The sequence below is a fragment of the Polaromonas sp. P1_G1 genome (assembly GCF_056405595.1).
The window spans coordinates 67,537-90,698 of the sequence record NZ_JBFUBU010000007.1 but is presented as its reverse complement, the minus strand read 5'-3'; the positions used below and the strand labels follow the sequence as shown (position 1 = coordinate 90,698).

27 protein-coding genes are annotated in these 23,162 nt (G+C 61.0%); 2 read left to right on the top strand and 25 right to left on the bottom strand.

All coding sequences use genetic code 11. The features are described from left to right. Window positions 1-25 precede the first annotated feature (25 nt). From glnL to AC1D1Y_RS04680, 8 genes are all read right to left on the bottom strand, one after another. Window positions 26-1,132, bottom strand: a complete 1,107-nt coding sequence (glnL, locus tag AC1D1Y_RS04715; protein WP_477681329.1) for a nitrogen regulation protein NR(II) — start codon at window positions 1,130-1,132, stop codon at window positions 26-28. Between the two features lie 27 nt (window positions 1,133-1,159). Continuing rightward, on the bottom strand, window positions 1,160-1,693 hold the full coding sequence (locus tag AC1D1Y_RS04710) for a hypothetical protein (RefSeq protein WP_477681328.1): 534 nt from the start codon (window positions 1,691-1,693) through the stop codon (window positions 1,160-1,162). Window positions 1,694-1,874: 181 nt separating this feature from the next. Further along, window positions 1,875-3,290, bottom strand: a complete 1,416-nt coding sequence (gene glnA, locus AC1D1Y_RS04705) for a type I glutamate--ammonia ligase (protein ID WP_477681327.1) — start codon at window positions 3,288-3,290, stop codon at window positions 1,875-1,877. A gap of 227 nt (window positions 3,291-3,517) precedes the next feature. Beyond that, window positions 3,518-4,342 carry a competence/damage-inducible protein A gene (locus tag AC1D1Y_RS04700; protein WP_477681326.1) on the bottom strand — a complete coding sequence of 275 codons (825 nt, stop codon included), beginning with the start codon at window positions 4,340-4,342 and terminating at the stop codon, window positions 3,518-3,520. A gap of 11 nt (window positions 4,343-4,353) precedes the next feature. After that, window positions 4,354-5,283 (bottom strand): EI24 domain-containing protein, encoded by a 930-nt coding sequence (locus AC1D1Y_RS04695; protein WP_477681325.1) that lies wholly within the window; start codon window positions 5,281-5,283, stop codon window positions 4,354-4,356. 126 nt (window positions 5,284-5,409) lie between these two features. Next, window positions 5,410-6,372, bottom strand: a complete 963-nt coding sequence (locus tag AC1D1Y_RS04690) for a sterol desaturase family protein (protein ID WP_477653638.1) — start codon at window positions 6,370-6,372, stop codon at window positions 5,410-5,412. Window positions 6,373-6,377: 5 nt separating this feature from the next. Then, window positions 6,378-7,238 carry a polysaccharide deacetylase family protein gene (locus AC1D1Y_RS04685; RefSeq protein ID WP_477681324.1) on the bottom strand — a complete coding sequence of 287 codons (861 nt, stop codon included), beginning with the start codon at window positions 7,236-7,238 and terminating at the stop codon, window positions 6,378-6,380. Continuing rightward, complete coding sequence (locus tag AC1D1Y_RS04680) at window positions 7,204-8,217, bottom strand: YVTN family beta-propeller repeat protein (RefSeq protein ID WP_477681323.1); 1,014 nt, start codon at window positions 8,215-8,217, stop codon at window positions 7,204-7,206. The genes AC1D1Y_RS04685 and AC1D1Y_RS04680 overlap by 35 nt, the downstream gene beginning before the upstream one ends. A gap of 139 nt (window positions 8,218-8,356) precedes the next feature. Here AC1D1Y_RS04680 and AC1D1Y_RS04675 point away from each other — a divergent pair, with 139 nt between their 5' ends. Then, window positions 8,357-9,145, top strand: a complete 789-nt coding sequence (locus AC1D1Y_RS04675) for an alpha/beta fold hydrolase (RefSeq protein WP_477681322.1) — start codon at window positions 8,357-8,359, stop codon at window positions 9,143-9,145. Between the two features lie 12 nt (window positions 9,146-9,157). Here AC1D1Y_RS04675 and AC1D1Y_RS04670 read toward each other — a convergent pair whose 3' ends face one another. Beyond that, complete coding sequence (locus tag AC1D1Y_RS04670; protein WP_477681321.1) at window positions 9,158-9,748, bottom strand: putative pterin-binding protein; 591 nt, start codon at window positions 9,746-9,748, stop codon at window positions 9,158-9,160. A 301-nt stretch (window positions 9,749-10,049) separates the two neighbouring features. On the opposite strand from AC1D1Y_RS04670, the gene AC1D1Y_RS04665 reads away from it, so the two are divergent. Then, window positions 10,050-10,586, top strand: a complete 537-nt coding sequence (locus AC1D1Y_RS04665) for a hypothetical protein (RefSeq protein WP_477681320.1) — start codon at window positions 10,050-10,052, stop codon at window positions 10,584-10,586. A gap of 27 nt (window positions 10,587-10,613) precedes the next feature. Here the strand turns inward: AC1D1Y_RS04665 and AC1D1Y_RS04660 are convergent, their stop codons facing one another. The 16 genes from AC1D1Y_RS04660 to AC1D1Y_RS04585 all read right to left on the bottom strand — a co-directional run bounded on the left by AC1D1Y_RS04660 (window position 10,614) and on the right by AC1D1Y_RS04585 (window position 23,125). After that, entirely contained in the window at window positions 10,614-11,345 is a 732-nt protein-coding gene (locus AC1D1Y_RS04660) for a pseudouridine synthase (protein WP_477681352.1), read from the bottom strand. Between the two features lie 612 nt (window positions 11,346-11,957). Continuing rightward, a complete protein-coding gene (locus tag AC1D1Y_RS04655) occupies window positions 11,958-12,437 on the bottom strand; it encodes a hypothetical protein (protein ID WP_477681319.1) in 480 nt (159 codons plus the stop codon). Further along, a complete protein-coding gene (locus AC1D1Y_RS04650) occupies window positions 12,437-12,943 on the bottom strand; it encodes a lysozyme (protein WP_477681318.1) in 507 nt (168 codons plus the stop codon). The genes AC1D1Y_RS04655 and AC1D1Y_RS04650 overlap by 1 nt, the downstream gene beginning before the upstream one ends. Beyond that, entirely contained in the window at window positions 12,940-13,269 is a 330-nt protein-coding gene (locus AC1D1Y_RS04645; protein WP_477681317.1) for a hypothetical protein, read from the bottom strand. The genes AC1D1Y_RS04650 and AC1D1Y_RS04645 overlap by 4 nt, the downstream gene beginning before the upstream one ends. Window positions 13,270-13,277: 8 nt before the next feature. Next, window positions 13,278-13,592 (bottom strand): hypothetical protein, encoded by a 315-nt coding sequence (locus tag AC1D1Y_RS04640; protein ID WP_477681316.1) that lies wholly within the window; start codon window positions 13,590-13,592, stop codon window positions 13,278-13,280. Further along, window positions 13,589-14,074, bottom strand: coding sequence for a hypothetical protein (locus tag AC1D1Y_RS04635; protein WP_477681315.1), 486 nt, complete (start codon window positions 14,072-14,074; stop codon window positions 13,589-13,591). The genes AC1D1Y_RS04640 and AC1D1Y_RS04635 overlap by 4 nt, the downstream gene beginning before the upstream one ends. 7 nt (window positions 14,075-14,081) lie before the next feature. Continuing rightward, on the bottom strand, window positions 14,082-14,954 hold the full coding sequence (locus AC1D1Y_RS04630; RefSeq protein ID WP_477681314.1) for a hypothetical protein: 873 nt from the start codon (window positions 14,952-14,954) through the stop codon (window positions 14,082-14,084). Window positions 14,955-15,116: 162 nt separating this feature from the next. Beyond that, the gene (locus tag AC1D1Y_RS04625; RefSeq protein ID WP_477681313.1) at window positions 15,117-17,132 is read right to left on the bottom strand and encodes a hypothetical protein; all 2,016 of its coding nucleotides are present in this window, start codon (window positions 17,130-17,132) and stop codon (window positions 15,117-15,119) included. After that, the gene (locus AC1D1Y_RS04620; RefSeq protein WP_477681312.1) at window positions 17,132-18,550 is read right to left on the bottom strand and encodes a hypothetical protein; all 1,419 of its coding nucleotides are present in this window, start codon (window positions 18,548-18,550) and stop codon (window positions 17,132-17,134) included. Before AC1D1Y_RS04620 ends, AC1D1Y_RS04625 begins: the two co-directional genes overlap by 1 nt. Further along, complete coding sequence (locus tag AC1D1Y_RS04615; RefSeq protein WP_477681311.1) at window positions 18,551-18,721, bottom strand: hypothetical protein; 171 nt, start codon at window positions 18,719-18,721, stop codon at window positions 18,551-18,553. Window positions 18,722-19,227: 506 nt separating this feature from the next. Further along, the gene (locus AC1D1Y_RS04610; protein WP_477681310.1) at window positions 19,228-20,055 is read right to left on the bottom strand and encodes a hypothetical protein; all 828 of its coding nucleotides are present in this window, start codon (window positions 20,053-20,055) and stop codon (window positions 19,228-19,230) included. Further along, window positions 20,052-20,459, bottom strand: a complete 408-nt coding sequence (locus AC1D1Y_RS04605; protein WP_477681309.1) for a hypothetical protein — start codon at window positions 20,457-20,459, stop codon at window positions 20,052-20,054. Before AC1D1Y_RS04605 ends, AC1D1Y_RS04610 begins: the two co-directional genes overlap by 4 nt. Then, entirely contained in the window at window positions 20,459-20,752 is a 294-nt protein-coding gene (locus AC1D1Y_RS04600) for a hypothetical protein (RefSeq protein WP_477681308.1), read from the bottom strand. Before AC1D1Y_RS04600 ends, AC1D1Y_RS04605 begins: the two co-directional genes overlap by 1 nt. After that, window positions 20,749-22,200, bottom strand: coding sequence for a hypothetical protein (locus AC1D1Y_RS04595; RefSeq protein ID WP_477681307.1), 1,452 nt, complete (start codon window positions 22,198-22,200; stop codon window positions 20,749-20,751). The genes AC1D1Y_RS04600 and AC1D1Y_RS04595 overlap by 4 nt, the downstream gene beginning before the upstream one ends. After that, complete coding sequence (locus AC1D1Y_RS04590) at window positions 22,197-22,796, bottom strand: phage adaptor protein (protein WP_477681306.1); 600 nt, start codon at window positions 22,794-22,796, stop codon at window positions 22,197-22,199. Before AC1D1Y_RS04590 ends, AC1D1Y_RS04595 begins: the two co-directional genes overlap by 4 nt. Continuing rightward, window positions 22,796-23,125: a hypothetical protein gene (locus tag AC1D1Y_RS04585; RefSeq protein WP_477681305.1), complete on the bottom strand. Its 330-nt coding sequence runs from the start codon at window positions 23,123-23,125 to the stop codon at window positions 22,796-22,798. The genes AC1D1Y_RS04590 and AC1D1Y_RS04585 overlap by 1 nt, the downstream gene beginning before the upstream one ends. Window positions 23,126-23,162: the final 37 nt, after the last annotated feature.

Sequence of the window (23,162 nt, the reverse complement as noted above, 5' to 3'; positions counted from 1 at the left end):
GTATCAATCATGAAGGAGACACATTTCAAGGAAGCGGTATGAGCAGCTTGAAATCTGTACGGCCCGGCACACTGTCGCACTCGATCAAACCGTGGTGTTGCTGCACAAAGGTTTGCGCCAATGTCAGCCCCAACCCCGAACCGCCCTCTCGCCCCGAGACCAGGGGATAGAAGATGCGGTCTTTGATGGAGTCCGGCACACCCGGTCCATTGTCGATAACATGCAATTCCAGTGCCAAGCGATAGCGCTGCTTGCCAAAAGTTACCTGCCTGGCGATTCTGGTCTTGAAAGTGATCTGCGCATTGCCCGCCGCGATGCGCTCGGCCAGGGCTTGGGCGGCGTTGTGGGCAATGTTCAGCACCGCCTGGATCAGCTGCTCGCGGTCGCCGCGGAAATCGGGAATCGAGATGTCGTAATCCCGCGTGACCTTCAGCCCCCTGGGAAACTCCGCCAGGATCAGCGAGCGTACGCGCTCGCAAACCTCGTGGATATTCACGTCGCCCACCAGGTGCGGGCGACGGTGCGGCGCCAGCAGGCGGTCCACCAGCGTCTGTAGCCGGTCCGCCTCGTGGATGATGACTTGGGTGTATTCGGTCAGGTCCTTGCCGATTTCCATCTGCAGCAGCTGGGCAGCACCGCGGATTCCGCCCAGCGGGTTTTTGATTTCATGGGCCAGGTTGCGTATCAGTTCCTTGTTGGCCTGCGCTTGGTCGATCAGGCGCTCTTCCCGCTCCTGCTTGGCCTGCTGCTCGAGCGGAAGCAGTTCCACGATGGCCTCACCCGGGGTGTCGGTCTGCGCCACCACCACATGGACCGGCAGGGGCTCATGGTTCAGCCGCCTGAGCCAGGCGTCATAACGCAGGGCGGCGAACTCATTGCTGCCCGCGCCCTCGAGCGCGTTCTGCAGGATCAGCGGTTCGGTGAAACAGTCGGGAAGCTGGGACCCTTCAATGGTCCGCCGGGAGGTGCCCAGCGCGTCTTCCAGTGCGGCATTGGCGAACACCACGGTGCCGTCGGTGCGGACGACGGCGACCAGCGTGGCCAGCAGGTCGAAGGCCTGAAAGCGAGGAAGCCCCGAAATCAGGGCGGAGGAGGATGCGGTGCGGATGGATGGCTTGTTCAAGCCATCCATTTTCACTCAGAAGCCGGCGCTGCGCGCTTAATTGAGGGTAGGAGCGCCCGAAGGAAGCCGGGATATCTCGCGTTTGAGGCCTGCAATGTCGCTCTGGTTGCGAGTGATGCTGTCTTTGAGCTCGGCCACGCGGTCCAGGTAGCGCTGGTAATTGCGGCCTTCGATGCCCTGCTTCTCTGGCTCACCGTTGTTGTATTCTTTTTGCTGCTCGGCCAGCTTGGCCTCGGCTTTTTTCAGCTCGGCTTCCAGGATGGCGCGCGAATCGCTGTCGCGGGCGCGCTGCTCTGGGCTGCCGTCGGTGCGCGGGCCGCCTGAACCGGCCGCTGCCGCCACACGGACAGCGGGCTTGGGCGTGCTGCTCACCGGCGTACTCTGTACCACTGTGACGTTGCCGCCCGAGACCAGCTTGCAGCTGCGGGTCTGCGCTTCTTTGGCGTTGTTGATGTATTCGGGCGTGGAGCCGCCAACGCCGGCGCAGCGGAAAACCTGCTGCGCCCATGCGGCATTCCCCGCGCCGGCTAGCAGCAGGGACAAGGCAGAAAGCAAAAAGGTGTTTTTCATAGGAAACTCCCGATGCCGGTAAGGGCTAGGACGGTCTATCAGTATGCGGCAAAGGGGCAAAAATACAAAGCCAGCACACCCACAACCTGCCGGGACAATAAAAAAGGACGGCATTTGCCGTCCTTTTTTGGACACAAACTGTGAAAAACCACAGTGAGCGGCTGAGCGCGAGCCCTCCTGTTTACAGGGAGTAATACATCTCGAACTCGATGGGGTGGGTCGCCTGGCGCAAGCGGGTCACTTCACCCATCTTCAGTTCAATGTAGGCGTCGATCATGCTGTCAGTAAACACACCGCCCTTGGTCAGGAAGCTGCGGCCCACGTCGAGCGCGTCCAGCGCCTGGTCCAGGCTGTGGCAGACGGTTGGCACTTTTGCATCTTCCTCGGGCGGCAGATGGTACAGGTCCTTGGTGGCGGCTTCGCCGGGATGGATCTTGTTTTCCACGCCGTCCAGGCCGGCCATCATCAGGGCCGAGAAGCCCAGGTACGGATTCATCAGCGGATCGGGGAAGCGTGCTTCGATACGGCGGCCCTTGGGGTTGGCGACGTAAGGGATGCGGATCGAGGCCGAGCGGTTCTTGGCCGAGTAAGCCAGCTTGACCGGTGCTTCGTAGCCGGGAACCAGGCGCTTGTAGCTGTTGGTGCCGGGGTTGGTGATGGCGTTCAGGGCACGTGCGTGCTTGATGATGCCGCCGATGTAGTACAGCGCGAAGTCGGACAGGCCTGCGTAGCCGTCGCCGGCGAACAGGTTTTTGCCATCTTTCCAGATGGACTGGTGAACGTGCATGCCGGAACCGTTGTCGCCGACGATGGGCTTGGGCATGAAGGTCGCGGTCTTGCCGTRGGCATTGGCCACGTTCTGCACCACGTACTTCAGGATCTGCGTCCAGTCGGCGCGCTGCACCAGCGTGCTGAACTTGGTGCCGATTTCATTCTGGCCGGCGCCGGCGACTTCGTGGTGGAACACTTCGACGGGAATGCCCAGCGATTCGAGGATCAGGGCCATCTCGGCGCGCATGTCCTGCGTGCTGTCGACGGGAGGAACGGGGAAGTAGCCGCCCTTGACGGTCGGGCGGTGGCCGCGGTTGCCGCCTTCGAGCTTGGCGCCCGAATTCCAGGGAGCTTCGTACTCTTCGATCTTGAAGAAGGTGCCCGACATGTCGGTGTTCCAACGCACGTCGTCAAAAATGAAGAATTCGGGTTCAGGACCGAAGTAAGCGGTGTCGCCCAGGCCGGAAGCCTTGAGGTAGGCTTCGGCGCGCTGCGCGATGGAACGCGGGTCGCGGTCATAGGCCTTGCCGTCAGCGGGCTCGAGCACGTCGCAGCTCATGAACAGCGTCGTTTCTTCAAAGAAAGGATCGATGTTGGCTGTTTTGGGGTCAGGCATCAGCTGCATGTCGGAGGCTTCAATGCCCTTCCAGCCGGCAACCGAAGAACCGTCGAAGGCGTGGCCCGACGTGAATTTGTCTTCGTCAAAGTGGGACACGGGCACGGTCACGTGCTGCTCTTTGCCCCGGGTGTCGGTGAAACGGAAGTCAACGAACTTGACTTCGTTTTCCTTGACCATTTTCATGACGTCTGCGACGGTCTTTGCCATCAAAATCTCCTGTGCTGGATGGGTGGTTGAAAATTATCTTCAGGCCTGTTGAATGCACTTTTTGTGCCAAAGCCGTTGGCTCTACGCTTTCCTGCCAAGCCTCGGATTGTGCCGTTATCTGGCCTCACTTCCAGCCTTGGCGAGGCTGAAAAGAGAAAAAACACCTTGCCGTAACGGTTGCACCATTTAAGTGCGTCACTCCAAATGCACCTTTTAAGTGCAAAAAATCAACGCACCAACTCGGGGCCGAACTTGAGGTCAAATTTGTGCAGGCCGGCGAGCATGGCGGGATAGGCCAGATTCACCGCCTCGGGCGCGCCTTTGACGCCCAGCTCAATATGGCGGCCGTATTCCGGGTGGTCCACGCTGGGCAGGCTGAAGACCTTGACGCCGGCATGCGCCGCTTCAATGGCGAGCATCAGCGGCGTGAGCATGGCTTCCATGGACCCAAAAATGATCACCGATTTTTCGGTGTAAGGCGACTTTTGGTGCAGATGGGCATAGTGCGTGTCGAGCGCCCATTCGATCATCGGCCAGGCCATGACGGGGAAACCGGGAACAAAGTGAACCGCCCCCAGCCCCGCCCGGCAGGTAAAGCCGGGAATCTTGTTGTAGGGGTTCGGGATGATCTCCGCGCCCACCGGGAACACCCCCATGTTGAGGCGGTGGATGTTGTCGTCGCGGTCGGGCTCATAGGGCGTGCCCTGCTCCTTGGCCACGTCCGCCATGCGTTCGAGGATCAGGGTTTTGGCCGTGGGGTGCAAGGCCAGTTCGACCCCCAGCGCCTTCGCCGCGCACTGGCGGGTGTGGTCGTCGGGTGTGGCACCTATGCCGCCACAGGAAAACACCACGTCGCCGTTGTCGCGCGCCGCCGAGAAGGCGCGCGCCAGCGTGGCGGTGATGCGCGCCGGGTCGTCGCCCACATAGTCGGCATACGCCAGCTGCAGGCCGCGCGCGCCCAGCAGTTCAATGGTTTTGGGCAGGTGTTTGTCGGCGCGTTTGCCCGAGAGGATTTCGTCGCCGACGATGATGAGGCCGAAGTGAGGATTCATGTTCAGGGAATTCAAGGCAGGTGTAAATCGGGCTTGCCGCCCATGGAGCCAAAGCTGGGCGCTGGTCCCGGCAGGGCCTCGGGGGCCAGTTCCGCCGCCATGGACGTGATCGCCTCTTGCGCGAGTGGGTCCGGAACGAGCGCATTGTTCTTCTTGCGAAGCTGCTCCAGTGCGGCCAGGGTGTAGTGGGCAAACCAGAGGGATGAAAAGGCAAACACCAGGGTGTAGATCCAGATCGCCACCGGCACAAGGATGGGCGCCATGGCCACGAACATTGCGCCCGAGGCCCAGAGCACGCTAGGCGCCGCGCCGAGGTAGCCGCTGAGCACGCCTATGGCGAGCAAAGGCATGCGGTGCTCCTTGAAAATCTGCCGCCGCTCTTCACTGCTGGCGTGGTCCACCATCGCGTCATAAGACATCACGCGGTAAGTCAGCCAGCCCCAGATCAGCGGCGGCAGCACCAGGATCAGCGGCGGAATCAACCAAAGCGGAATCGAAATGACCAGCGCCAACAGGGCCAGCAAGGTCGAGCCCAGCGACCAAAACAGGCTGGTGAACAGGGAACCTCCCCGTTTGCGCTCCATTTGCGGAAAGCGCCGTTCAGCCACCAAGGCCACCATGGCAGGCGTCATGAGCAGTGCCACAAAGAGCAGCGAGACAATGATGATGACGGGAATAATCAACAACAACAGCAGCACCTTGGGCAGTACGGTTTGCAGTTGACTTAAGCCCAATCCCTCCAGCCAGCGAATCATGATATCGACCAGCTCGAAACTCCCGAGTTGCACGCGAACGGCTTCGGCAGCGCTGTCCCAGAAGAAGTGGGCCAAGGTCAGCGAAATTACGGCCATGATCACCAGCGGCAGGATCGATAGCACGATGACCCGCGGGTGCAGGCAATACATCACGGCGCGCCAGAAGGCGTCAAGAAGTTTGCTCATGACCGACAGGATACCGCAGCCCCCACGCTCCCCACTTCGTGTGGTTCGCTGCCCCCCGAGGGGGCGCTGCGCCTGCGGCCCGGCAAAGCCGGTTCCGCAGCCCCGCTGGCTTGAAGACCTCAGCCCTCAGGCGCGGCCGAAGAGGCGCTTCAAGCCAATCCATTGCTGCGACCAGAAGCCCTTGCCGTAGTCCCGTTTGACCTCCACCTGGTCGCGAACGCCGGTAGGGTCATACCGTTGCTCAAAATTCGCCGTGCCAAACAACACATCCCACCAGGGCAGCAACACACCGAAATTGTGTCCACCGAGCACCGTGCGTTCGGCTTTGACGGTTTCATGCCCAATACCGATGCTGTGGTGCAGCCGGTGAAAGCGCGGGCTCACCCACAGGCGCTCGCCGATGCGGCCGAACCAGATGCGCACATTGGCGTGCTGGAAGCTTTCACTGAGCTGGGTGAAGGCCACGATGGCGACGAACTGGCCGGGCGGCACGCCTATAAGCTGGGCCACCAGCACGACGATGGAGTCGACCAGGACGTCGTCGATCAGGTGGTTGCGGTTGTCGCTCCACATGGTCATCTGCCGCTGCGCGTGGTGCAGCGAATGCAGGCGCCACCACCACTCGAGCTGGTGCTGGCCGCGATGCGTCCAGTAAGCCACGAAGTCGAACACCACCAGGTAGATCAACAGGCTGACCACCGCGTGGTCACTCACGCCGGGCCAGAGCTGGTCGAGATGGAAAGTGCCGTAGCCGGCCGTGCGCAGTGCGCCGAAGGCTTCGTCGAACCACGGGTCCAGCGTGAAGAACAGCGCGATGCGAAACAGGCCCAGCCGGTGGATCAGCGTGTACAGCACGTCGGTGCGTATGGTGGCGCGGTCAGTCACCGGCTCCACCGGCCGCCAGCGCTGCAGCGGGCCGATCAGGGCCAGCAGGATCACGACCTGGATCACGCCCACCATGAACCAGGCGGTGGCATCATAGCCGTCTTCCAGCAGGTTGCCCATGCCCAGCGCGAACATCGCGGGTTGCACGGCCGCCTCGAACAGCCATTGCTGCGCCGCCGAGAAATAATTACTGAACCAGTCCATGGCGCTTATTTTGCGGGCCTGGCCGGTGCCGGGCCGGACTGCGCGTCAATCCAGTCTTTGTACTGGGGGTGCTCGCGCAGTGTCTTGAAGCAAAAGCCGCGCGCTTGCAGGCCGGTGACCAACGGCTCCAGCACCTTGGGTGCCCACGGATCCTTGCGCGACCAGATGCCCAGGTGCGCCAGCAGGATGTCGCCGGAGCGCACGTCGCGCAGCGCCTTCTTCAGCAGGAAGTCGTTGGGGTATTTTTCGCTGGCCAGTTCGTCACCCAGGAAGCCCGCGGGCGACCAGCCCACATGTTCATAGCCGCAGGCCTTGGCGGCGGCCAGCAGCGCGGGCGAGGTCTTGCCGCCCGGCGCCCTGAACAGCGGCAGCGTTTTTTTGCCGGTGATGGCTTCCAGGCGCTTGCTGGATTTGCTGATTTCTTCGCAGTACTGCGCGGCCGTCCAGGTGAAGTCCTTGCCCTCCAGCGGCCCCGCCGAGGGGCGCATCCTGAACTGCGCCTGTGCCCCCGGCACAGCGGGCACGTCGCCGCGCCAGTAAACGTGGTCCCAGGTGTGCGAAGCAAATTCGTGGCCCTCAGCCGCGCGTGCCTTCCACCAGAGCGCCCACTCCGCGCCCAGGCTGCCGTCACCGGTTTGCGTGCGCTCATTGGCGGCGAAAAACGTGACCTTGACCTGGTGCTTGTTCAGCACCTCGGCCATCAGGGGCGCAACCGCCATGTGGCCGGTGTCCAGTGTCAGGTAGACGGGTTTGCAGGGTGCCGCAGCCGAGGCTGGCTGCAGGCAGGTAACCGCCACAAAAACGGCAAGCAGCGCAGCTGCCGGGGCTTGCCTACCTTGGCGAGTGATCAAGGGTCCAGACGCCATGCGGGCTCTTTCCAACGTTAACCTGGCGCACCACCTTGCGGGTCGCCACGTCGATCACGGTGAGCTTGCGCGCCCAGCGCGATGTCACCAGGATCTGCTTGCCGTCGCGGCTCACGTCGATGCAGTCTGGACCGCCCGGCGCGGGAAACTGGTCGACCATCTCGAGGGTTTGCAGGTCTATCCGGCTGATGGTGTTGGCCACGCGGTTGCTGACCAGCACATGGCGTTTGTCGCCGAAGGCGCGAAACGCGTGGGCGCCGGCGCCGGTCTTGATGACCTTGGTGCGCTGGGGCTGTGCCCCGCTCACGTCATAGACCTCGACCGCGTCGCCGCCCGTCAGGCCCACCAGCATGAATTTGTCGTCGGCCGTGCCGTAGACATCGGCCGGGATGGAGCCGGTCTTGGTGCGCCATTTGATGGACTGGCTGCCCAGGTCGATGGCGATCAGCTCGTCGCTGTCCTGCATGGTGGAATAGATCGTCGTGCTTTTGCTGTCTATCCACAGATGGCTGGGGGTCTTGCCGGTGGCCACGCGTTTGGCCAGCGTGATGTCCTTGCCGTCCCATTTGTAGATGTCGATGTGGTTCAGGCGATTGGCGGCCGTGACGAACCATTTCATGTCCGGCGAAAAGCGCAACTGGTAAGGATCCAGGATGCCGCGTATCGTGCGCTGCACTTCGGCGGTTTTCGGGTCTATGAAGGTCAGCGAGTCCGACAGGGCATTGGCCACGATCACCGATTTTTCGTCGGGCGTGAGGTAAAGGTGGTGCGGCTGCTTGCCGGTGGCGATGCGCCGGGTCTCGGTCCAGGTGGCCGGGTTGATCACGCTGACGGTGTCGTCCAGCGAGTTGAGCACAAAGACGGGTGTGGTGATCCCGGAAGCGGCCGGAGCCGCCGCAGTCTGGGCAAGAGCCGGGAAACTTGTCAGGGCGGCAAAGGCGCACAGCCAGGCGGCTGCAAAACGGGCGGAAACATTCACAAAAACGGTCTTTCTAGGTGCAACCAGCTAGTGTAGCGGCGCGAAGTTGCCGCAAAACCACTCAAGCCGGCAAATAGCAGCCTGCAGGAGACCTAATGCGCTGGACGCCCTATCCGTTTACATCCCTTACGATGCGGTGATGAATTTGACGGAGATGGTGGAGATCAACGGGGTGCGCCTGGAAGTCAGGCGCATTGCCGGGCGGGCCGACCTGGCCACGATTGTTTTCCTGCACGAAGGCCTGGGCTCGGTCGCCTTGTGGACGCAGCGCGGGCTGGACTGGCCGCAGGCCGTGTGCGAAGCGACAGGCAGGGCCGGCATCGTCTATTCGCGGCGCGGCTATGGCCGGTCCGCATCCATACCCAACGTGCGCGGCAGCGGGCGGCTGCCGCCGGACTATATGCACCGCGAAGCATGGGAAGTGCTGCCCGCCCTGCTGCAAGCCTTGAACATCCATCAGCCGGTGCTGCTGGGCCATTCCGACGGAGCCAGCATCGCCCTGCTCCACGCCAGCCGGCATCCCGTGTCGGCCTGCATCGCGATGGCGCCGCATGTGCTGGTGGAAGACATCGCCGTGCAAGCGATCACCGAAGCCCGGGTGGCTTTTGAATCAGGAGGCTTGCGCGAGCGGCTGGCGCGCTACCACGCCGAGGTGGACGTGGCTTTCTGGCAATGGAACGACGTCTGGCTGTCCGAGGCTTTTCGCCGATTCGACATCCGCGAGGAATGCGGCCGCATCACGGCGCCGCTGCTGCTGGTCCAGGGCCTGGACGATGAATACGGCACCCTGCGGCAGCTGGACGAAATCGCGCGGGTCGCGCCCCACGCGCAGCAACTGCGGCTGACGGCCTGCGGACATTCGCCGCAGCGCGATCAGCCCGCCAAGACCGTAGAGGCGGTCACAGACTTCCTGAAACCGCCAGCCTGAGCTTCATTGAGGTCAGGCTTCCTTGACCTCAATGTGGTAAGTCGCCCAGGGGCACCAGGCAAAGCGCGCGGGCAAGGGCTTGGCCGCCATCTCAGGGAAGCGGTCGGCATCATAAACAGCCCACAGCGGGCCCAAGCCGCCCAGCGACAGAGGCTGGCCGTCCATGTGGGTGGCAACGATAAACCGGTACTTGGCGATTTCGGCAGCCGTCACATGCGCCGCATAGCCGTCCACCGCGCGCAGGAACACCGTGGTCTTGTCGTTGACCTTCACGCCGCTGGCTTTCAGGACATCGGCCAGCAGCGGGCCTTTGAGCGTATGCGGCTTGCTGTCGTATTCGAGCGTGGGCTTGATGGTGACGGCCGGCAGCGCGGCCAGGGCGGCAAAATCAAAGGCCTGGGCCTTGTCGAATTTGATCTTCTGCTTGGCCATCATCTGGTCCAGCGCCGGGTCGAGTGCAGCGCGGTTGCCGGCGCCTATGAGGCCGCTGACGGTCAGCACGGTCGGGCTTTTTTGCGCCTTGGGCGCCAGCTGGGCCTGCGCCAGTTCGGGCAAGGCGACCGCGCCCAAGGCCGCGATCCCCATAAATTTGCGCTTGTCCATGTTTTTCTCTCCTCCTTGTAAGCAAATGCATCGAGACGCGAATTTCGTCTAAAAATTCACACTAAATCAGTAATACAACGCCAATTTCACGACACATCTCAAGTCAAAGTGCGCAAATCGGCGCATATTGTAATTACCCGTAACAAACCAGGAGTTCGTCGTGTACAGAAACTCAGAATGGTCACCGGCAGGGCAGCTTCACATGCCGCATCTCGCCGAATGGTACAGCTTGTGGGCACGCTGGGTAAACCGCGGAAAACGCCGCATTCCCAAACACTGGCCTCTGCACGCGCGGGTTTTGATGAACAGCGAGGAACTGCGAACCTGGCACTGGATGATCGGTACTTTTGACGATCACCATGTGCTGGTGAAGATGCCGGTGACCCGTTTCACCAGGCCCAATGCCAGTGAGAACAGCCTGTACTGGTATGAAATGCTGCAGAACACCACCTGCACCTTTTCAGTCTGCGCCGGCGACGGCCACGTGGTCGGCTGCGTGGACGTCCCCAAGTCCTTCGGCCTTTCCCATAAAGCCAGAAGCCTGAAGCGCAACTTGCTGGCGCAATGCGGCATTTCCTACGCCGTGCTCAACCCGTCCATGCTGCCGAACCCGGACGAACTTCGCAACGAATTCTTCGGTGAAGCGGCCACCAAAGCCCGGCATCTCAAGCGTGAAGAAGCAGTCCTCGAAGTTGCCCGCATCAGTCTGAAAAAAACCCTGGCGCAACAGCGGCAGATACGCACCCACATGGACCAGGAGCACAGCAGCAGCATGCCCGGCCACTGGCACGACTCGTTTCTCATACAGTCCAACACCCGGCCGGCCGAATTGCGATAAGGCGGCGCCGGCGGATGTCCGCGACGCTCAGGCCGCGATGCGGGCCAGGTCTTGCGCCGTCAACCAGCGCCACTCACCGGCTTTCAGGTCGGCCGGCAGATCCAGGGAACCTATGCGCGAACGGTGCAGGCCGCCGACCTCTTCCACCCGGTTGCCCACGGCGGCGATCATGCGCTTGACCTGGTGGTATTTGCCCTCTGTCAGCGTCAGGCTCAACTGGTTCTCGCCGGTTTTCTCACAGGCCGCGGCCCGCACCGGCTTGGGGTCGTCGTCCAGCACCACGCCGGCCAACAGCTTGGCCACCTGTTTGCCGTCCACCGGGTGTTTGGCCCGCACCTCATACACCTTGGGCACGTGGTGCTTCGGGGAACTCATGCGATGGATGAACTTGCCGTCGTCCGACAGCAATAAGAGCCCCGTCGTATCCTGGTCCAGCCGGCCGACTGCCTGCACACCGGCGGCGGCCCCGCCGCCGCGCTGGCGTATAGGCGCCGGCAGCAGCGTGTAGATGCTCGGGTAGGTGCTGGGTTTTTGCGAGCACTCATAGCCCGCGGGCTTGTGCAGCATCAGATAGGCTTTTTCATGGTATTCCCAGGCCATGCCCTGCACCGTGAAGCGCAGGCCTTCGATAGGCTCGAATTCGGCGGCCGGATCGTCGCACGGCGCGCCGGCCACCGTCACATGGCCCTGTTGAACCAGCCCCGCGCACACGCGGCGCGTGCCAAAGCCCTGGGAGAAGAGAATTTCCTGAAGTTGCATGCTTGCCATGGGCGTATTGTCGTCGCGAGTACAAAACGGTCGGCGAGCGCCATCGGGCGCCCATGAAAAAAGCCCGACGGTTGAAGGTCGGGCTTTGGTGAAATGGTGGCTGGGGACTACTGCAAGATATCTTGAAACCCTAGCCATATATGGGGATCGATTGATTTAATAGCAAACTGTTCCCCCTTTTGTTCCCCCATTTGCCCCGCGGCCCCCATGAGGCGCAACCACTCCTCCAATTAGAGGTTGTCATTCTCATGCGTGAAGCGCAAATTGTGATGAGCTCACCTTGGCTAAGGAGTACACCGATTTAGCTTCGTTGTGTGAGCTTCAAGTTGTGAGTAGGCATTTGGCCACCACTTAAAGGGGTAACTTATGAACAACCAAGTAGAGCCGGACAAAGGCGCTCACGGAGGATGGCGGGTAAGGTTAGAAACGTTAAATCCGGATGTAGCGGATGACGTGCTTGCAGATTGGGACGTTACTTGTACCTGCAACCTTGGCGGAACTTCGCAGTGGAAAATCGAGAACAAGAATAGAAGTGACGCCTGGCAATCAGCGAACGACGATTGTGCGCAAAGGTGCCCAATCGAATGAAGCAAGCGCCCCGACTCACCTAGGCCAAGCCTGCTGATACATCAGGGAGTCAGAGGCGTGTCGGCCAGCTGTTTCCGCCAGCCCTGAATATCGTCCTGCGCACTGTTCGAATACGTTTTCTGCGGCTGAGACTCGCTTGCGGACGGCATCGCAGGAAGCGCCGGGCAGGTTTGCGGCAGAGCGGGTGAGATCGTTCCGCAAGCCTGCAAGCTCAGTGCGGACGCCAGCAGCATCGCGGCGGAGAGTTTCTTCACGTTTCGTTCTTGCATTGGTGGCCTCCATGACCATGGATTGACGCCGCTGCTCGAAGCGGCGGTTTTCGGCATTTGCTGCCGCGAGCTGTTCGGTTTGCTTCAGTTTTCCGGCGTTCCACTCCGCGCGGGCGTCGGCAAAGTCCTGTTTCTCCCCGGCTAAGCGCACGGTCTGCACGCCGGCCGCGGCGATGGCCAGGGCCGCCACGCCGCCGGTTATCCAGGTGGTCAGCGGGATGGGCATTACTGCACCTCCATACATTGCGCGTGCCGTTTGAGTTGGCGGGTCCACACGCCGGCGCATACCTTGTTCCCAGGTGTGCTGCAGTCGTACCCGGCGGAAAACTTGTAAGCCAGCAGGGCATCGCACGCGGCGAGATAGTTGCCGGCCAGGATCTGCCGGCGCATGCTGGATTTGCCCCAAGCACCGGTGCCGTACTGGTAGACCCAGTCCATGTAGATGTCGAATTCGGCCTGGCTCAGGCTGGCGCCCTGGAGCGAGGCGCGGAATATCGTTTCTTCCTTGCTGATGTGGGCCAGCGCCTTGACCAGCGCGCGCGGTGGCGTCGTGGTGTCGCCCATCTTCACCCGCCGCCCGTCTTCGTGGAAGGTACTACCGAAGCCGACAGTGGGAACGTCGCCCTTGGTCGGGATGACGGCCTTGTCGGTATAGGATTCGTCGTTGACGATGGCCACCAGCCCGGCCGCACTGAGCGACAAGGCGGCAACTAGGATGCGAATGCCCTTCATAGCGGCGCCTTGTCGGATTCTTCGGCCTCATATTCCTCGACGGTCAGCAGCCGGCGGCGGCGCTTCAACCAGCCCCGTGACTCGAAAACCGGGCGTAAGACCTTTTTCCAGATCCACTCCGACAGCACCAACACGCCGTAAATTGCAGCAGCGATTTTGGCGATCAGGTCCCAAGGGAAAGAGTTAATAAACATCCAAGCGTCATAGCTGGCTGTCGTTGTTGCGGCGCGCGCCACTTGGCCGGCCACATCGGTGCTGGCTGCTACGGCGCCGGCGCCCGCGGTGGACGCCTTCAAAAAGGGGCGGCTGATGTCATTGTGGTCCATGCAGTTCCTTATCGGTGGATGTGGTTGCCGCTGGGCGCTAAGTCGTCTAGAACGTCGGCGGTGATGTTGGCCAGCATCCCGCGCCGGTCCGAAAGGAGGCACAGGGATTTGAGGTGTTTGCTGAAAGTGAAAGCCCGGCCGGGCCAGTGCCAGAAAGCGATGGCCAGCGTTGTGTAGTTCGCCAGCATGTCGGGCAGAAACCCGAAGATTCCGAAGAAGTGGCACAGCTTCCACCATCCGCCGCGCTCGYGCTGAATCCAGAGAAAGTACAGCAGGCCCAGCGCCGGCAGGTGCAGCACTAGGTACAGGGCAGCCCAGCTCATGGCAGCAGCTCCCGTAGCGGAACGATGAGCGCTTCAAGGGCCACCAGCCTGGCGTAAGCCTTGTCCGGTTGCGTCATCAAAATGGCGTGAACCTGAGCCTCTGTCATGCCCGCAGCAGCAGGTAGCGCGCAGGCCTCTTTGAGCAGCGCCGCAATCAGGAATTGCCGCTGTATCTTTTTAATGTCATCCTCGAATGGCGCTTCGAGGGAACGGATTTGCGCAAGGGCCGCCTCGGCCGGGGTCGCGGGTGGCGCAGTTGGGCCGCTCTCATTTTCCGGCGCGGCTGCATGGGCGGCGACATAGTCGGCCAGCAGCGCGGCATCGGTGATGCATTTTTGTGAGCCCTGAGTGCATTCAATTTGCCCCTCGGTGCCGTCCCACTGGACGGCGCGAATGCCATCCGGGTACATGAAGCCGACCGGACGGCGGAGCACGCCATCAATGATGATGACGTTGTCGGGAACGATGACGGAGAGTTTCATGGTGTCCTCAGAGCTTGATGAGCCGGTTAACAATTAAGGTCGGCTGCGTGTTCTGGTGCGCGCCGCCGGAGCCCGCGTTGTTCATGGTGATGTTGGTGCTGACGTGGGTCGTAGCCGTAGAGCCGGACTGCACAAAGACCGATGAAATGTTGGTGAGCTGCCCGTAAAGCAGCATCAGGCCGGCCATGCTGTGGCTGTGGCCCGGGTCGTTGAGCCCGTGGGCATGCGCTGGCATTTCGGCGGTGGTCAGCGTGACGGTCTGAGCCCCGCCGGATGCGCCCAGCGTGGTGCCGACAATGCCGGAAGCGCCCGAGGTGAGGCGGCCCGCCGTGCTGCCGCCCATGTCATCCTTGCCAGCGGAGACGCGTCCGCGAGCATCCGGCAAGGTCAGGGTCTTGCCGTTGTTGAAATCGTTGGTGGCGTTGCCCGTGCGGCCGCCGGATACCGGCGCTTCCGCATTGGTCAGCGTGGTGTACGCCAGGATGTAGAGCGCCAGGCAATCGGCGTGGGCACGTTCGGTGGCACCAGATGCGGCGTTACCAATGGATCTGCCAGCCAGGTACACCCAGCCTGTGCGCGCCGTGTTGGAAAGCGTGTCCCGAATGTCGCCAGTGTCAAAGCCCTGTTCCGCGGAAGCAGCACCGATATCACCTAGGACTTGCGCTGGGGTGCGGATCTCAAAGCCTGTTTCATCCGACTTGATCCGGAGGAAGGCTGACGCCTTACCCGTCAAATCAGCGATGGTTTTGTCCCGCAAGCCGGCAATGAACGCCGAAAGCGTCCGAAAGTAATCATCCGCCGTCGTGGGGTTTTCTGACCCGCTAGGCGAGTTCAGTCCCGGCGTCGTGGATAGGTCATTAATTGATGCTGGTACTGGCATATGCGTCTTTCGGGCATAAAAAAACCGCCTCTAGGGCGGTTTGGTGGTTTCAGGTGTTTGGTCTAAGATTCACGAATGGAAAATGATGATTTCTCCCAAGCTGGTGCATCGATCTTCGTTATCGTCATTGGCTCCGCCATGGCGTTAGGCGGTATTGGTCTTCTAGTTCTGGGCTTGATAATTTAGAAGCCCGCTGCCAATCAGTGAATTAACCTGGGAATTCAACATTCGCGGGTCGATATAGTTGTTCTTGGTGGCGCTTTCCACAGCTTTGGCTGAAGTAAGACCGCGCGCCATCCCATTTGCGCCAAACATAGCTAACCCGGCGCCAACGGGCACCAAAGGATTCAAAAGCCCGGCAGCAGCACCAGCACCGCCTGCGCCAACAGCGCCAAGTAACCCGCGCGCAGCGAGGTTTGCGCCGGTTCCAGACGGATTCGCCCACATCTTTGAGTTTTCACGCATCATCGCGGCAGCCTTTGCCACCGCCGACACATCGGCCATGACCTTTGCAGAATCCTTAAAGCCGGAAAAAAGCTCAGTCCGTGCCTCCGGCTTCATCTTGTTCCAGTTGGTCAAAAATGTCTCGGGACTCCACACTGAGCCCGACTCGTTTTGAACGCCGTTGGTCCCTTTGCCAAGCCGCTCTATAACCGTCCCTGCAACACTACCTCGCGCGCCTTCTGGCAAAGTCTTCTTCACCGCACGAAGCGTTGAAACGTTCTCTTTGGTCGCTTGCACCATTGCTGTGTAAGCCTGCTCCGGGGCCACTTTGTCCGCAAAGGGTGCAACTCGATCCAGTCGGTCCACACCAGAACGACTGAAGTTAGATGCGCGGTTAAACGCTTTAGTCGCTTGAGTCCCGCTGGCATTGGCGGTCTTCTGCATGTCATCAGAAAGTGCGCCATAGAGTGAATTCCACTTGCTGCGAGGCACTGATGGCATCAGCCCACTGTCCGCGATCTCATTTCCCACCAGCGTGCGCGTCTGCTTGACCGCTTGAAATGGCAGGGAGTCCGTAGAAGATCCAGGAGTCGTCAGCAATCCCTGGGAGCGTGTGACAGGCCCATTCATAAGTCCACCACCGCCAACAGTCTGAACCAGCAAGCCTTGAGGTGCTCCAGCCGTATCTGCCTTCATTGCCTCCTCGATGGAAACGATGCGGGCGTTCTTAAACTGCTTTGAAAGTTCTGGGGCACCTGGGATGTCGGCATTCAAGATCGAAAGCGCGCGCTTGGTGCCGGCAACGTTGGTCGGGGTCTGTCCCGGGATGAACGCATCCATCTTGTCGTATAGCGCGCCCTGCTTCGTCTTGAAGTCATCACGAAAGGATTTGATTCCCGCTTGGATGGACGTGCCGGCCTCAAGGGCACCGCGCTGTGGTGAAGCCGCCTGCGCTGCGCCAGAAGTCTTACCTTCCAAGCCAGCAACAGCGGCGTCACGCGAACGGCGCATCACACCGATAGCACCAGGCGTGCTCTGCAAGAGATTTTCGACACCGCCAATCAAGCGGTTTCCAGAAGCCAACCCCATCGTGGGATTATCAACACCGGCATTTTTCAGGTCTTGGACACGCTGAGCCATCGCCCTCCGTCCCTCTTCGCCCCCTCTGATTGCGCGCTGCGACAGATCGATTGCACCACTTTGAAGAGCCGTTGGACTCATGCCGGCTGCTATTGCAAGTGGAGCGCTGCCGGTAGCATCAAATGTGGCCTTCCCTAGCGTAGTTCCCGCTACCGAGCTTGCAGCTTGATTGGTCGCCTGCAGCACAGTATTTGGGCGAATGACCCCGTTTAAGCCGCCACCAATGGCCTGCGCATACCCGCCTTCGAAAGCCGGGTTTGCTGGGTTAACCATAAAGTTGCCCGCGCGTGTTTTACTAAGGTTCTTGACCAGGTTGTCGCCAGACCCAACGACGTTCGCGCGGTCCACGAGCTCCAACCAAGACGGCGGCGACCTCCCTGTCGCAGCAATGTAGGGAACTCCAAGGGCGGCCTTCCCAAGGTCCATCACATTTGCAACGACATCCACTGGCATGCCCGCCAAGCGAGTCAGACCACGGAAATAGCCTGTGCCCACTGCATTCCCAGCATCGGCCGCAACGTTACGCCCAGTTGGAGCTGGCAGAACCTCGTAGCGCCCAGCGGGGGCCGGTTCGTCAAGTACTTCGTAGGCCATTATTCAGGCTTCCATTGCAAGCCGTTTGACACCATCACCTTACCGGTGGTCGTGTCGCGCAAGCGTTGTCCGCGGTTCCCGGCATTAGGTGTCGGGAGCGATTCCAGCACTTTCGGGGCCGGCTCTTGTTGTGTCGGCACGGGAGCAACGTCGTAAAAGGGCGCCATGCTCGCCAGGGCTGGATTGCTTTTGATCACTTCCAGCTTTCGCCCGTGTTCCGCCTGCATGTAGCTGGCTGCGCGTTTGGCGGCACCGGCAAGCTGTTTGATTTCGCCGGGCGTCATAGTGATGTCGCCGGAGGTTGCGCGCTCGGCCAGCTTGCTTTCGCTTTCCGTGATTGCACCTTGACCGCGCATCTGCGCCCGGCCCTGCAGCGTGAGCTGTGACAGCCCCTGCAGCGCTTGGCGAGTGTTGGCGATTTTCTCGGAATTGGTGTTCCCACCGATACCCAGCGTGTCGGAGATTTGCGCGGCCGTCAGGCGCAGCTCCGCGCCAGTGCCGGCAAACATCTTGTTCGAGTCCACCGCAGAGATGATGCGATTGGCCGCGTCGATCTGCTTTGCAGCGCCCTCTGCGGCGGACACAGACTCTTTCATCATCGGGCCAACCTGGGCGGCTAAGCCATCCCCCGTTTTGTTTTCTACGCGGATGTTCGTATTGCTGGCGCCCGCCTTTGCGAGGTCGCGCTTAACACCAACAAGCGGGCTGTTCGGCGTGAAGCCACCTTGGCCATCGGCAATGACGAGGTCCGAGAACGGATTGCCAGTCTTTGGCGCCGCTGCCTTGGGTTGTCCGGTGAACGGATCCAGTYCGGCAATCGCTCCGCCCGTATCGGCGAAGTGCAGCTTGTCCATACGCACCAGGTCTGCATAGTTCTTGGTTTGCGCGTACTTCGCTACCGAGGCCGGCGTGAAGTCTTTCACGTCAAGCTTGTTGATAGTCGAGTCCTTTGCCATACTGGCCTGCAAAGCCATTGCCTGACCGGGAGTCATGAGCCCCTTGTTCAGGGCGGTGTTCGTGTAGCCTTGCACGTCAAATTGCGGGGCGCGCGCCGGGGTTGCCGGCATGGCGCCCATCTGCATTTCAGGCGGCAAGGCAGCATTCACGTCCGCATTGCCCGCCGTGCCCGCGCTGCCTGGCGTGAAGAACTGCGACTGCAAGCCGAGCAATCCCTGCTCGTTCGTCTCGTCGCGCCGAGCTTTCGACAAGGCAAGCGCCGCCATCTCCTGCTGCGTGGCGTTCTGGCGCTGGGTTTCAATGCGATCCTGCGCACCCGTGTAGCCGCCCAACCCAGCCAGGCCCGCACGCCCGAGGCTGTTAATGGGTTGCCCACGGCGAGCGCCAGCCAAGCCCCCGAAGGTAGCCGCAAGCAAGCCTTGCCCCTCTGGCGTGTTTACAAAGTCCAAGAGTCCAGCCATTTAGACGCCTCCCAATCGTTGACGGCGGCGCATGCGCTGCTCGATTTCTGCCTGCTGGCGCTGCAGGTTGTTTTGCTCAAGCGTGTTGTAGAGCGTCGTAAGCCCTTGCGCGCCACCACCGTACTGCATGACCGGTGCTGCCTGAATCTGTGGCGCTGGTTCGTCAGCCATGAGTCCCTTTACCTGGCTTGCAGCGCTGGCCGCCTGCCCGACGGGCTTCATGTACCCAGCAATCTCGCCAACTTTCCCCAGCGTGCCAGCTGTAGTGCCAGAACCGACGGATCCAGCAGTACCACCTGCACCAGTGATCGCGCTGCCCAAGGTAGAACCCTCAGTCGCCCCGGTTGCCATGTAAGCGGCAAGAGGATCGGCAAGCAGACCAGCAGCGGGGGTTGTCGCGGAACCTGCTGCTGCAGCACCCGCGGCCTCAGCGCCAAGCAAGCCGCCGGCCCCAGCAGCGGTACTGCCAGCCGCGGCGGCTCCAGCTCCCGCGGCAGCGCCTCCTGCAGCAGCAGCGCCACCCGCAGCCCCCGCTCCTGCGGCTCCTGCGCCCAGCAAACCACCAGCTGCAGCACCACCCGTCATCCCAATCCCGGCGCCGATTGCAGCGCCACGAAGAGGGTTTTTTTTGTCAGCGAGCGCGCCCGCAGCAGCCATGGCGAGCGGGATCATCCAGATCATTTGCCACCTCCACCAGATTGAGTCGTGCTGGACGAGCCCCCGAGCCCACTGCCAAACACCCCGGACATTGCGGAGAGTTGCTTGTAGGGCAGGTTCTGCTGCTCCTGAAACTGCGAGTAGCCGAAGTCCCTGTTCTGCTGGTCCTGGTCCTGTTGAATCTGGCCGGCCTCAAGCAGCTTTCCAGCGTCGGTGTAGGCCTGGTTGCCGTAGGTCGGCGCCAGACTCAGCGCTTGCATCTGTCGCGAGCGGTCACCGTCATAGGCCGCGCCATACATCGAAGTTGCGATGTCGCCCATCTGTCCTGCTGCGGCTTTTTGCTGGTTCTGCAGGGTTTCGGACAGGCCGGAGTTACCAAAAGACCCGCTGCGCACCATTGCGCTTTCGGTTTGCGGCTTGACCATGTTGTTGAAGTTATCCACAACGGAGGACTGCGCCTTCTTGACCATGCCATCAAGGTATGGGTTTGTCTGGCCGCCGGCGAGCGTGGTTTGCAGGGTCTGGGTGGCCTGGTCCATCGTCGGATCGCCGTTCGTTGCCCGTTGCGTGATGGCGTCGATCCCAGCGTTTTGCGTCGAGTTCAGGTCAGCATACCGTTGCTGTCCGTAGGGCGTGTATCCGGTATTGGAGAGGTTGATCGCCTTGTTGGTGTATGCCGAGGCGAGTGGCTTCAGTTCATCAGGGATGGACTGGGTAGTGGTTGACGTGCCGCCACTGCTGCCCCCGCCGCCACTACCGCAGATAAGGCGCCCATCAATCCGCTTAACCGTCGCGCAATCGCCGAACGGCTCACCGGCGGCGTAGAGTTGTTTTCTGGAAAGTGTCATAGCTCGACCTCGATGATTTGATAAACAGACTTGAAGCCACACTTGGCGGCGTACAGACGGGCTTGAGCTGGCCCGGCAGCACATCTGAGGCGCGAGCAGCCGGCGCTTGTTCCGATGGTTTTGATTTCTTCGAAGAATCGTTCAAAGTGCGCACCAGGCGCCACCAGGTCAGTGATGAACAGAACCCGCATGTTTGGCAGCTGGTCAATGCGAATGGCGCCCCAACCCACCGTTCCGTCTTGATCGACCATGCGAAGCAACGTACGCTCACCCCGGCTCAATATCATCTTGAGCTGGTCACCGGTAATCTCTCCGCCCGACGTATCGCAGGCCCGGGCAAGGCATGCCGCCCCATCGGCCCAAGCCCGATCAATGAAATTAGCGGGGACGGTTTGCAGTTCCATCAATTGCCAGTCAGAAAACGGCACTCAACCCATGTTCCAGGCGAGCCCGAAACTATGCAGATGAATTCCTTAACCACGTACTTGCTACCAGGTGAGCCGAGCTCAGCAGGTACGCCGTTACGGATGGTGTCGCCTTGCTGGTAAACGCCCATTGCTGGGGGTGTCGTGGCGGCGTTATGGACCGCGCCAATTCGCCCCTCTGTCAGGTCGTTGACCTGGCGGGCGTGTCCGTTCAGTTCACGCTGCAAGTCGGGATCGCGCGTGGCAACCCGGGGTGTGAGGCTTAGCTTCATCGCTTGCCCGTGGCCTTGATCGCCGGCTTAATGCCTGTCACCTTCACCGTGCCCGTAAAGTCAAACCTAGCCTTGTGCCAGCGAGCGGATTGCCGAAGGTCGAACTTCCCGTCATTGACGGCGCCGCTGGGCCCGTTGGTGTAGGAGTCCCCGGAGTTCATCTTGTACAGGCCAAAAGCGGTTGCCGTGGTGGGTGCTGCACCGGCCGCATACCGCAGGCGAATCTCGGTCAGGCTGGACACCTGTGAATCGTCGCCCGCGTCGCCAGTAGTAAAGCTGCTTGCCGCTGGTTCGCCGGTCAGGCTCTGCAACTGGTTTGATGGGTCGAAAAAGGACATGGCAGAGCCGCCGCTGAGCCAGTACTGGGAGTCATAGGAGACCTGCGGCAGCGAATCGTAGGTTGCGCCGTAGCTGTCCCAAGTGTCGAAAGTCGCACCGCCGCTGACGTAGTTCAGCAGAGCCTGGACGGTGCGGTCATCGCGGCCCCATTGCCCGCTTTTGACGTGATATACCAGCGCGCTGTCGCAGACTTCGGACCCGCGTGAGGCGTAGGCGATGGTCACGCGATTCTGCTGACGGTCAAAGACGCACTTGGTCTTGTAGCTGCTTTGCGGATCGAGTTGGTCAAAGAACCACTGCCGCACCTTCTCGTTGCCGACTGGCTGCGGGCGCGTGCCGTCGAATACCCAGAAATTGTCTTGCCCGACAAAGAAGTGCAGGCCGTCGATGTCGCACAGTGCCTCTTTGCCCACACATCCAGCCTCACCACCTGGTACAAGGATCCAGTCCCATACCACCGGGGAGCCAACATACTGGCCCAGGTACATGGACTTTGCCTTGTAGGCAACCGCGTATTCGCCCAGGCGCAGGCCTGCTGTCAATGCACCGGGGGTCGCCACAAGCTGTCCGCTTGCCGACTGCGTTGCAATGGATTCCGTCCAGTCCGTGTCATCAAAAGCAGCGCAGCAGTGCCACCCGTTGGGTTTCTCGCCGCCGTCGTTCAGGTTCAGCGCCATGACAAAAGCGCCGACCGAGAAAACAATCTCAGCCGATGGGGCACCGGCAATATCCACAAACCCGGCGCCGACACTTCGCTGCATCACATCTGCGCGGTTCGCAGCAATCGAGGTGCTACCAAACTGGGTAAAGCTCCAGCGTGTGTCAACGCCACCGTTGTAGTCGCCTACCCGTGACCGGTCTATCCACGTCCCGCCGGCGACCTCATAGAGCTTTTCTTCCGTGCCGGCAAATATGCGCCTGGTCCCGTCCAGCAGTGTTGCCACTACCGCGCCGCGGCAGTCGTCAGCCAGCACCGGCACATCCACTGGCGTGACGGGCGTGGGAGCGGCCTCCATGCCAGTGAGATATGGAATGAAATGATCGCAATCCGTGATCACTCCCGGCGTCGTCGCCTCCATATCGGGTGCAAATCCAAGCAATGGCGTCATCGCGGGCGAATCCTGAGAGGGCTGCCGCTGGTGAGGGCCTTTTTACTCGAGCCGTTGGCCTTGTCTACTGCCTGCAGATAGAGCGCACCCCAGGTTGCCGCACGCGGGTCGTCAATCATGAACAGCGCGGCCTGAGACAGAGCGCCGTAAAGGTAAATCTGTGGGTGGCTGGTCAGCAGGAAATTGGTCGGCGTGGTCGCCAGCGGGTCATTGCGCTTGTAATAGGCAACGTCCAAGGTCGCGGCTACGTCGCCGATGCCCACTAGTAGATTTGTGCCCTTGATGCCGTAATAACAAGGTTCAGATCCGAGCCAGCGCTTTGCATCCGCTTTAAATCTGTTGGCGGTCGCGTATTCCAGCGGTTCGTCATCGAAATCAACCTCTTCGAACTCAAGCCATCCCTCTGGCAATGCGACTACCCCACTACCTGGCATGGTGGTCATTTGGTCTTCCACCAGCATCTGACGTACGCGCACATCGTCTGCAATGTTGGATTCCGCAATAGCGATGAAGTCAGGAATCTGAGCGTTCAGGTCTGAACGGTTCATCCATGAGGCTACGGACGCCTGCAGTTCGGTGTAGTTCGAAAGAGCCATCAGGTACGCCTTGTTGGCTCAAACATCCGGAAAGCCGGGTTTTCAATGAAGAAGTCGCGGATAGCCCTCTTCCGCTCTTCGCGGTCGGCGATCACGCAAACCTTGGCGTAGAAGGCCGGGGGGATGTGCCCGATGAACTTGCCTTCACCGAAACGCTGGCCTGCAGTGGCCTCGCGTGCGCGGCGGGCGTACTCAAGGTGGGGCGTTGCATCGAAGGACTTCTGCGTGATCAGGCTGTCACCTTCAAAGTGCAGCTGCGTGCGGACGCCGGTATGCAGGTCAAGACCTTCGTCAATCGTGACGTTCTCTTCAAAGCCGCGTTTTCCCATTTCGAACCCCTAAATGAAAAAGGGCTCTCGGTGTGGA

Excerpts from the sequence above, each read along its gene's own strand:
- glnL (WP_477681329.1), bottom strand. The coding sequence starts at position 1,132 with ATGGATGGCTTGAACAAGCCATCCATCCGCACCGCATCCTCCTCCGCC.
- AC1D1Y_RS04710 (WP_477681328.1), bottom strand. The coding sequence starts at position 1,693 with ATGAAAAACACCTTTTTGCTTTCTGCCTTGTCCCTGCTGCTAGCCGGC.
- AC1D1Y_RS04700 (WP_477681326.1), bottom strand. The coding sequence starts at position 4,342 with ATGAATCCTCACTTCGGCCTCATCATCGTCGGCGACGAAATCCTCTCG.
- AC1D1Y_RS04695 (WP_477681325.1), bottom strand. The coding sequence starts at position 5,283 with ATGAGCAAACTTCTTGACGCCTTCTGGCGCGCCGTGATGTATTGCCTG.
- AC1D1Y_RS04690 (WP_477653638.1), bottom strand. The coding sequence starts at position 6,372 with ATGGACTGGTTCAGTAATTATTTCTCGGCGGCGCAGCAATGGCTGTTC.
- AC1D1Y_RS04685 (WP_477681324.1), bottom strand. The coding sequence starts at position 7,238 with ATGGCGTCTGGACCCTTGATCACTCGCCAAGGTAGGCAAGCCCCGGCA.
- AC1D1Y_RS04675 (WP_477681322.1), top strand. The coding sequence starts at position 8,357 with ATGAATTTGACGGAGATGGTGGAGATCAACGGGGTGCGCCTGGAAGTC.
- AC1D1Y_RS04670 (WP_477681321.1), bottom strand. The coding sequence starts at position 9,748 with ATGGACAAGCGCAAATTTATGGGGATCGCGGCCTTGGGCGCGGTCGCC.
- AC1D1Y_RS04665 (WP_477681320.1), top strand. The coding sequence starts at position 10,050 with ATGAACAGCGAGGAACTGCGAACCTGGCACTGGATGATCGGTACTTTT.
- AC1D1Y_RS04660 (WP_477681352.1), bottom strand. The coding sequence starts at position 11,345 with ATGCAACTTCAGGAAATTCTCTTCTCCCAGGGCTTTGGCACGCGCCGC.
- AC1D1Y_RS04655 (WP_477681319.1), bottom strand. The coding sequence starts at position 12,437 with ATGCCCATCCCGCTGACCACCTGGATAACCGGCGGCGTGGCGGCCCTG.
- AC1D1Y_RS04650 (WP_477681318.1), bottom strand. The coding sequence starts at position 12,943 with ATGAAGGGCATTCGCATCCTAGTTGCCGCCTTGTCGCTCAGTGCGGCC.
- AC1D1Y_RS04645 (WP_477681317.1), bottom strand. The coding sequence starts at position 13,269 with ATGGACCACAATGACATCAGCCGCCCCTTTTTGAAGGCGTCCACCGCG.
- AC1D1Y_RS04635 (WP_477681315.1), bottom strand. The coding sequence starts at position 14,074 with ATGAAACTCTCCGTCATCGTTCCCGACAACGTCATCATCATTGATGGC.
- AC1D1Y_RS04630 (WP_477681314.1), bottom strand. The coding sequence starts at position 14,954 with ATGCCAGTACCAGCATCAATTAATGACCTATCCACGACGCCGGGACTG.
- AC1D1Y_RS04625 (WP_477681313.1), bottom strand. The coding sequence starts at position 17,132 with ATGGCCTACGAAGTACTTGACGAACCGGCCCCCGCTGGGCGCTACGAG.
- AC1D1Y_RS04615 (WP_477681311.1), bottom strand. The coding sequence starts at position 18,721 with ATGGCTGACGAACCAGCGCCACAGATTCAGGCAGCACCGGTCATGCAG.
- AC1D1Y_RS04610 (WP_477681310.1), bottom strand. The coding sequence starts at position 20,055 with ATGACACTTTCCAGAAAACAACTCTACGCCGCCGGTGAGCCGTTCGGC.
- AC1D1Y_RS04605 (WP_477681309.1), bottom strand. The coding sequence starts at position 20,459 with ATGGAACTGCAAACCGTCCCCGCTAATTTCATTGATCGGGCTTGGGCC.
- AC1D1Y_RS04600 (WP_477681308.1), bottom strand. The coding sequence starts at position 20,752 with ATGAAGCTAAGCCTCACACCCCGGGTTGCCACGCGCGATCCCGACTTG.
- AC1D1Y_RS04595 (WP_477681307.1), bottom strand. The coding sequence starts at position 22,200 with ATGACGCCATTGCTTGGATTTGCACCCGATATGGAGGCGACGACGCCG.
- AC1D1Y_RS04590 (WP_477681306.1), bottom strand. The coding sequence starts at position 22,796 with ATGGCTCTTTCGAACTACACCGAACTGCAGGCGTCCGTAGCCTCATGG.
- AC1D1Y_RS04585 (WP_477681305.1), bottom strand. The coding sequence starts at position 23,125 with ATGGGAAAACGCGGCTTTGAAGAGAACGTCACGATTGACGAAGGTCTT.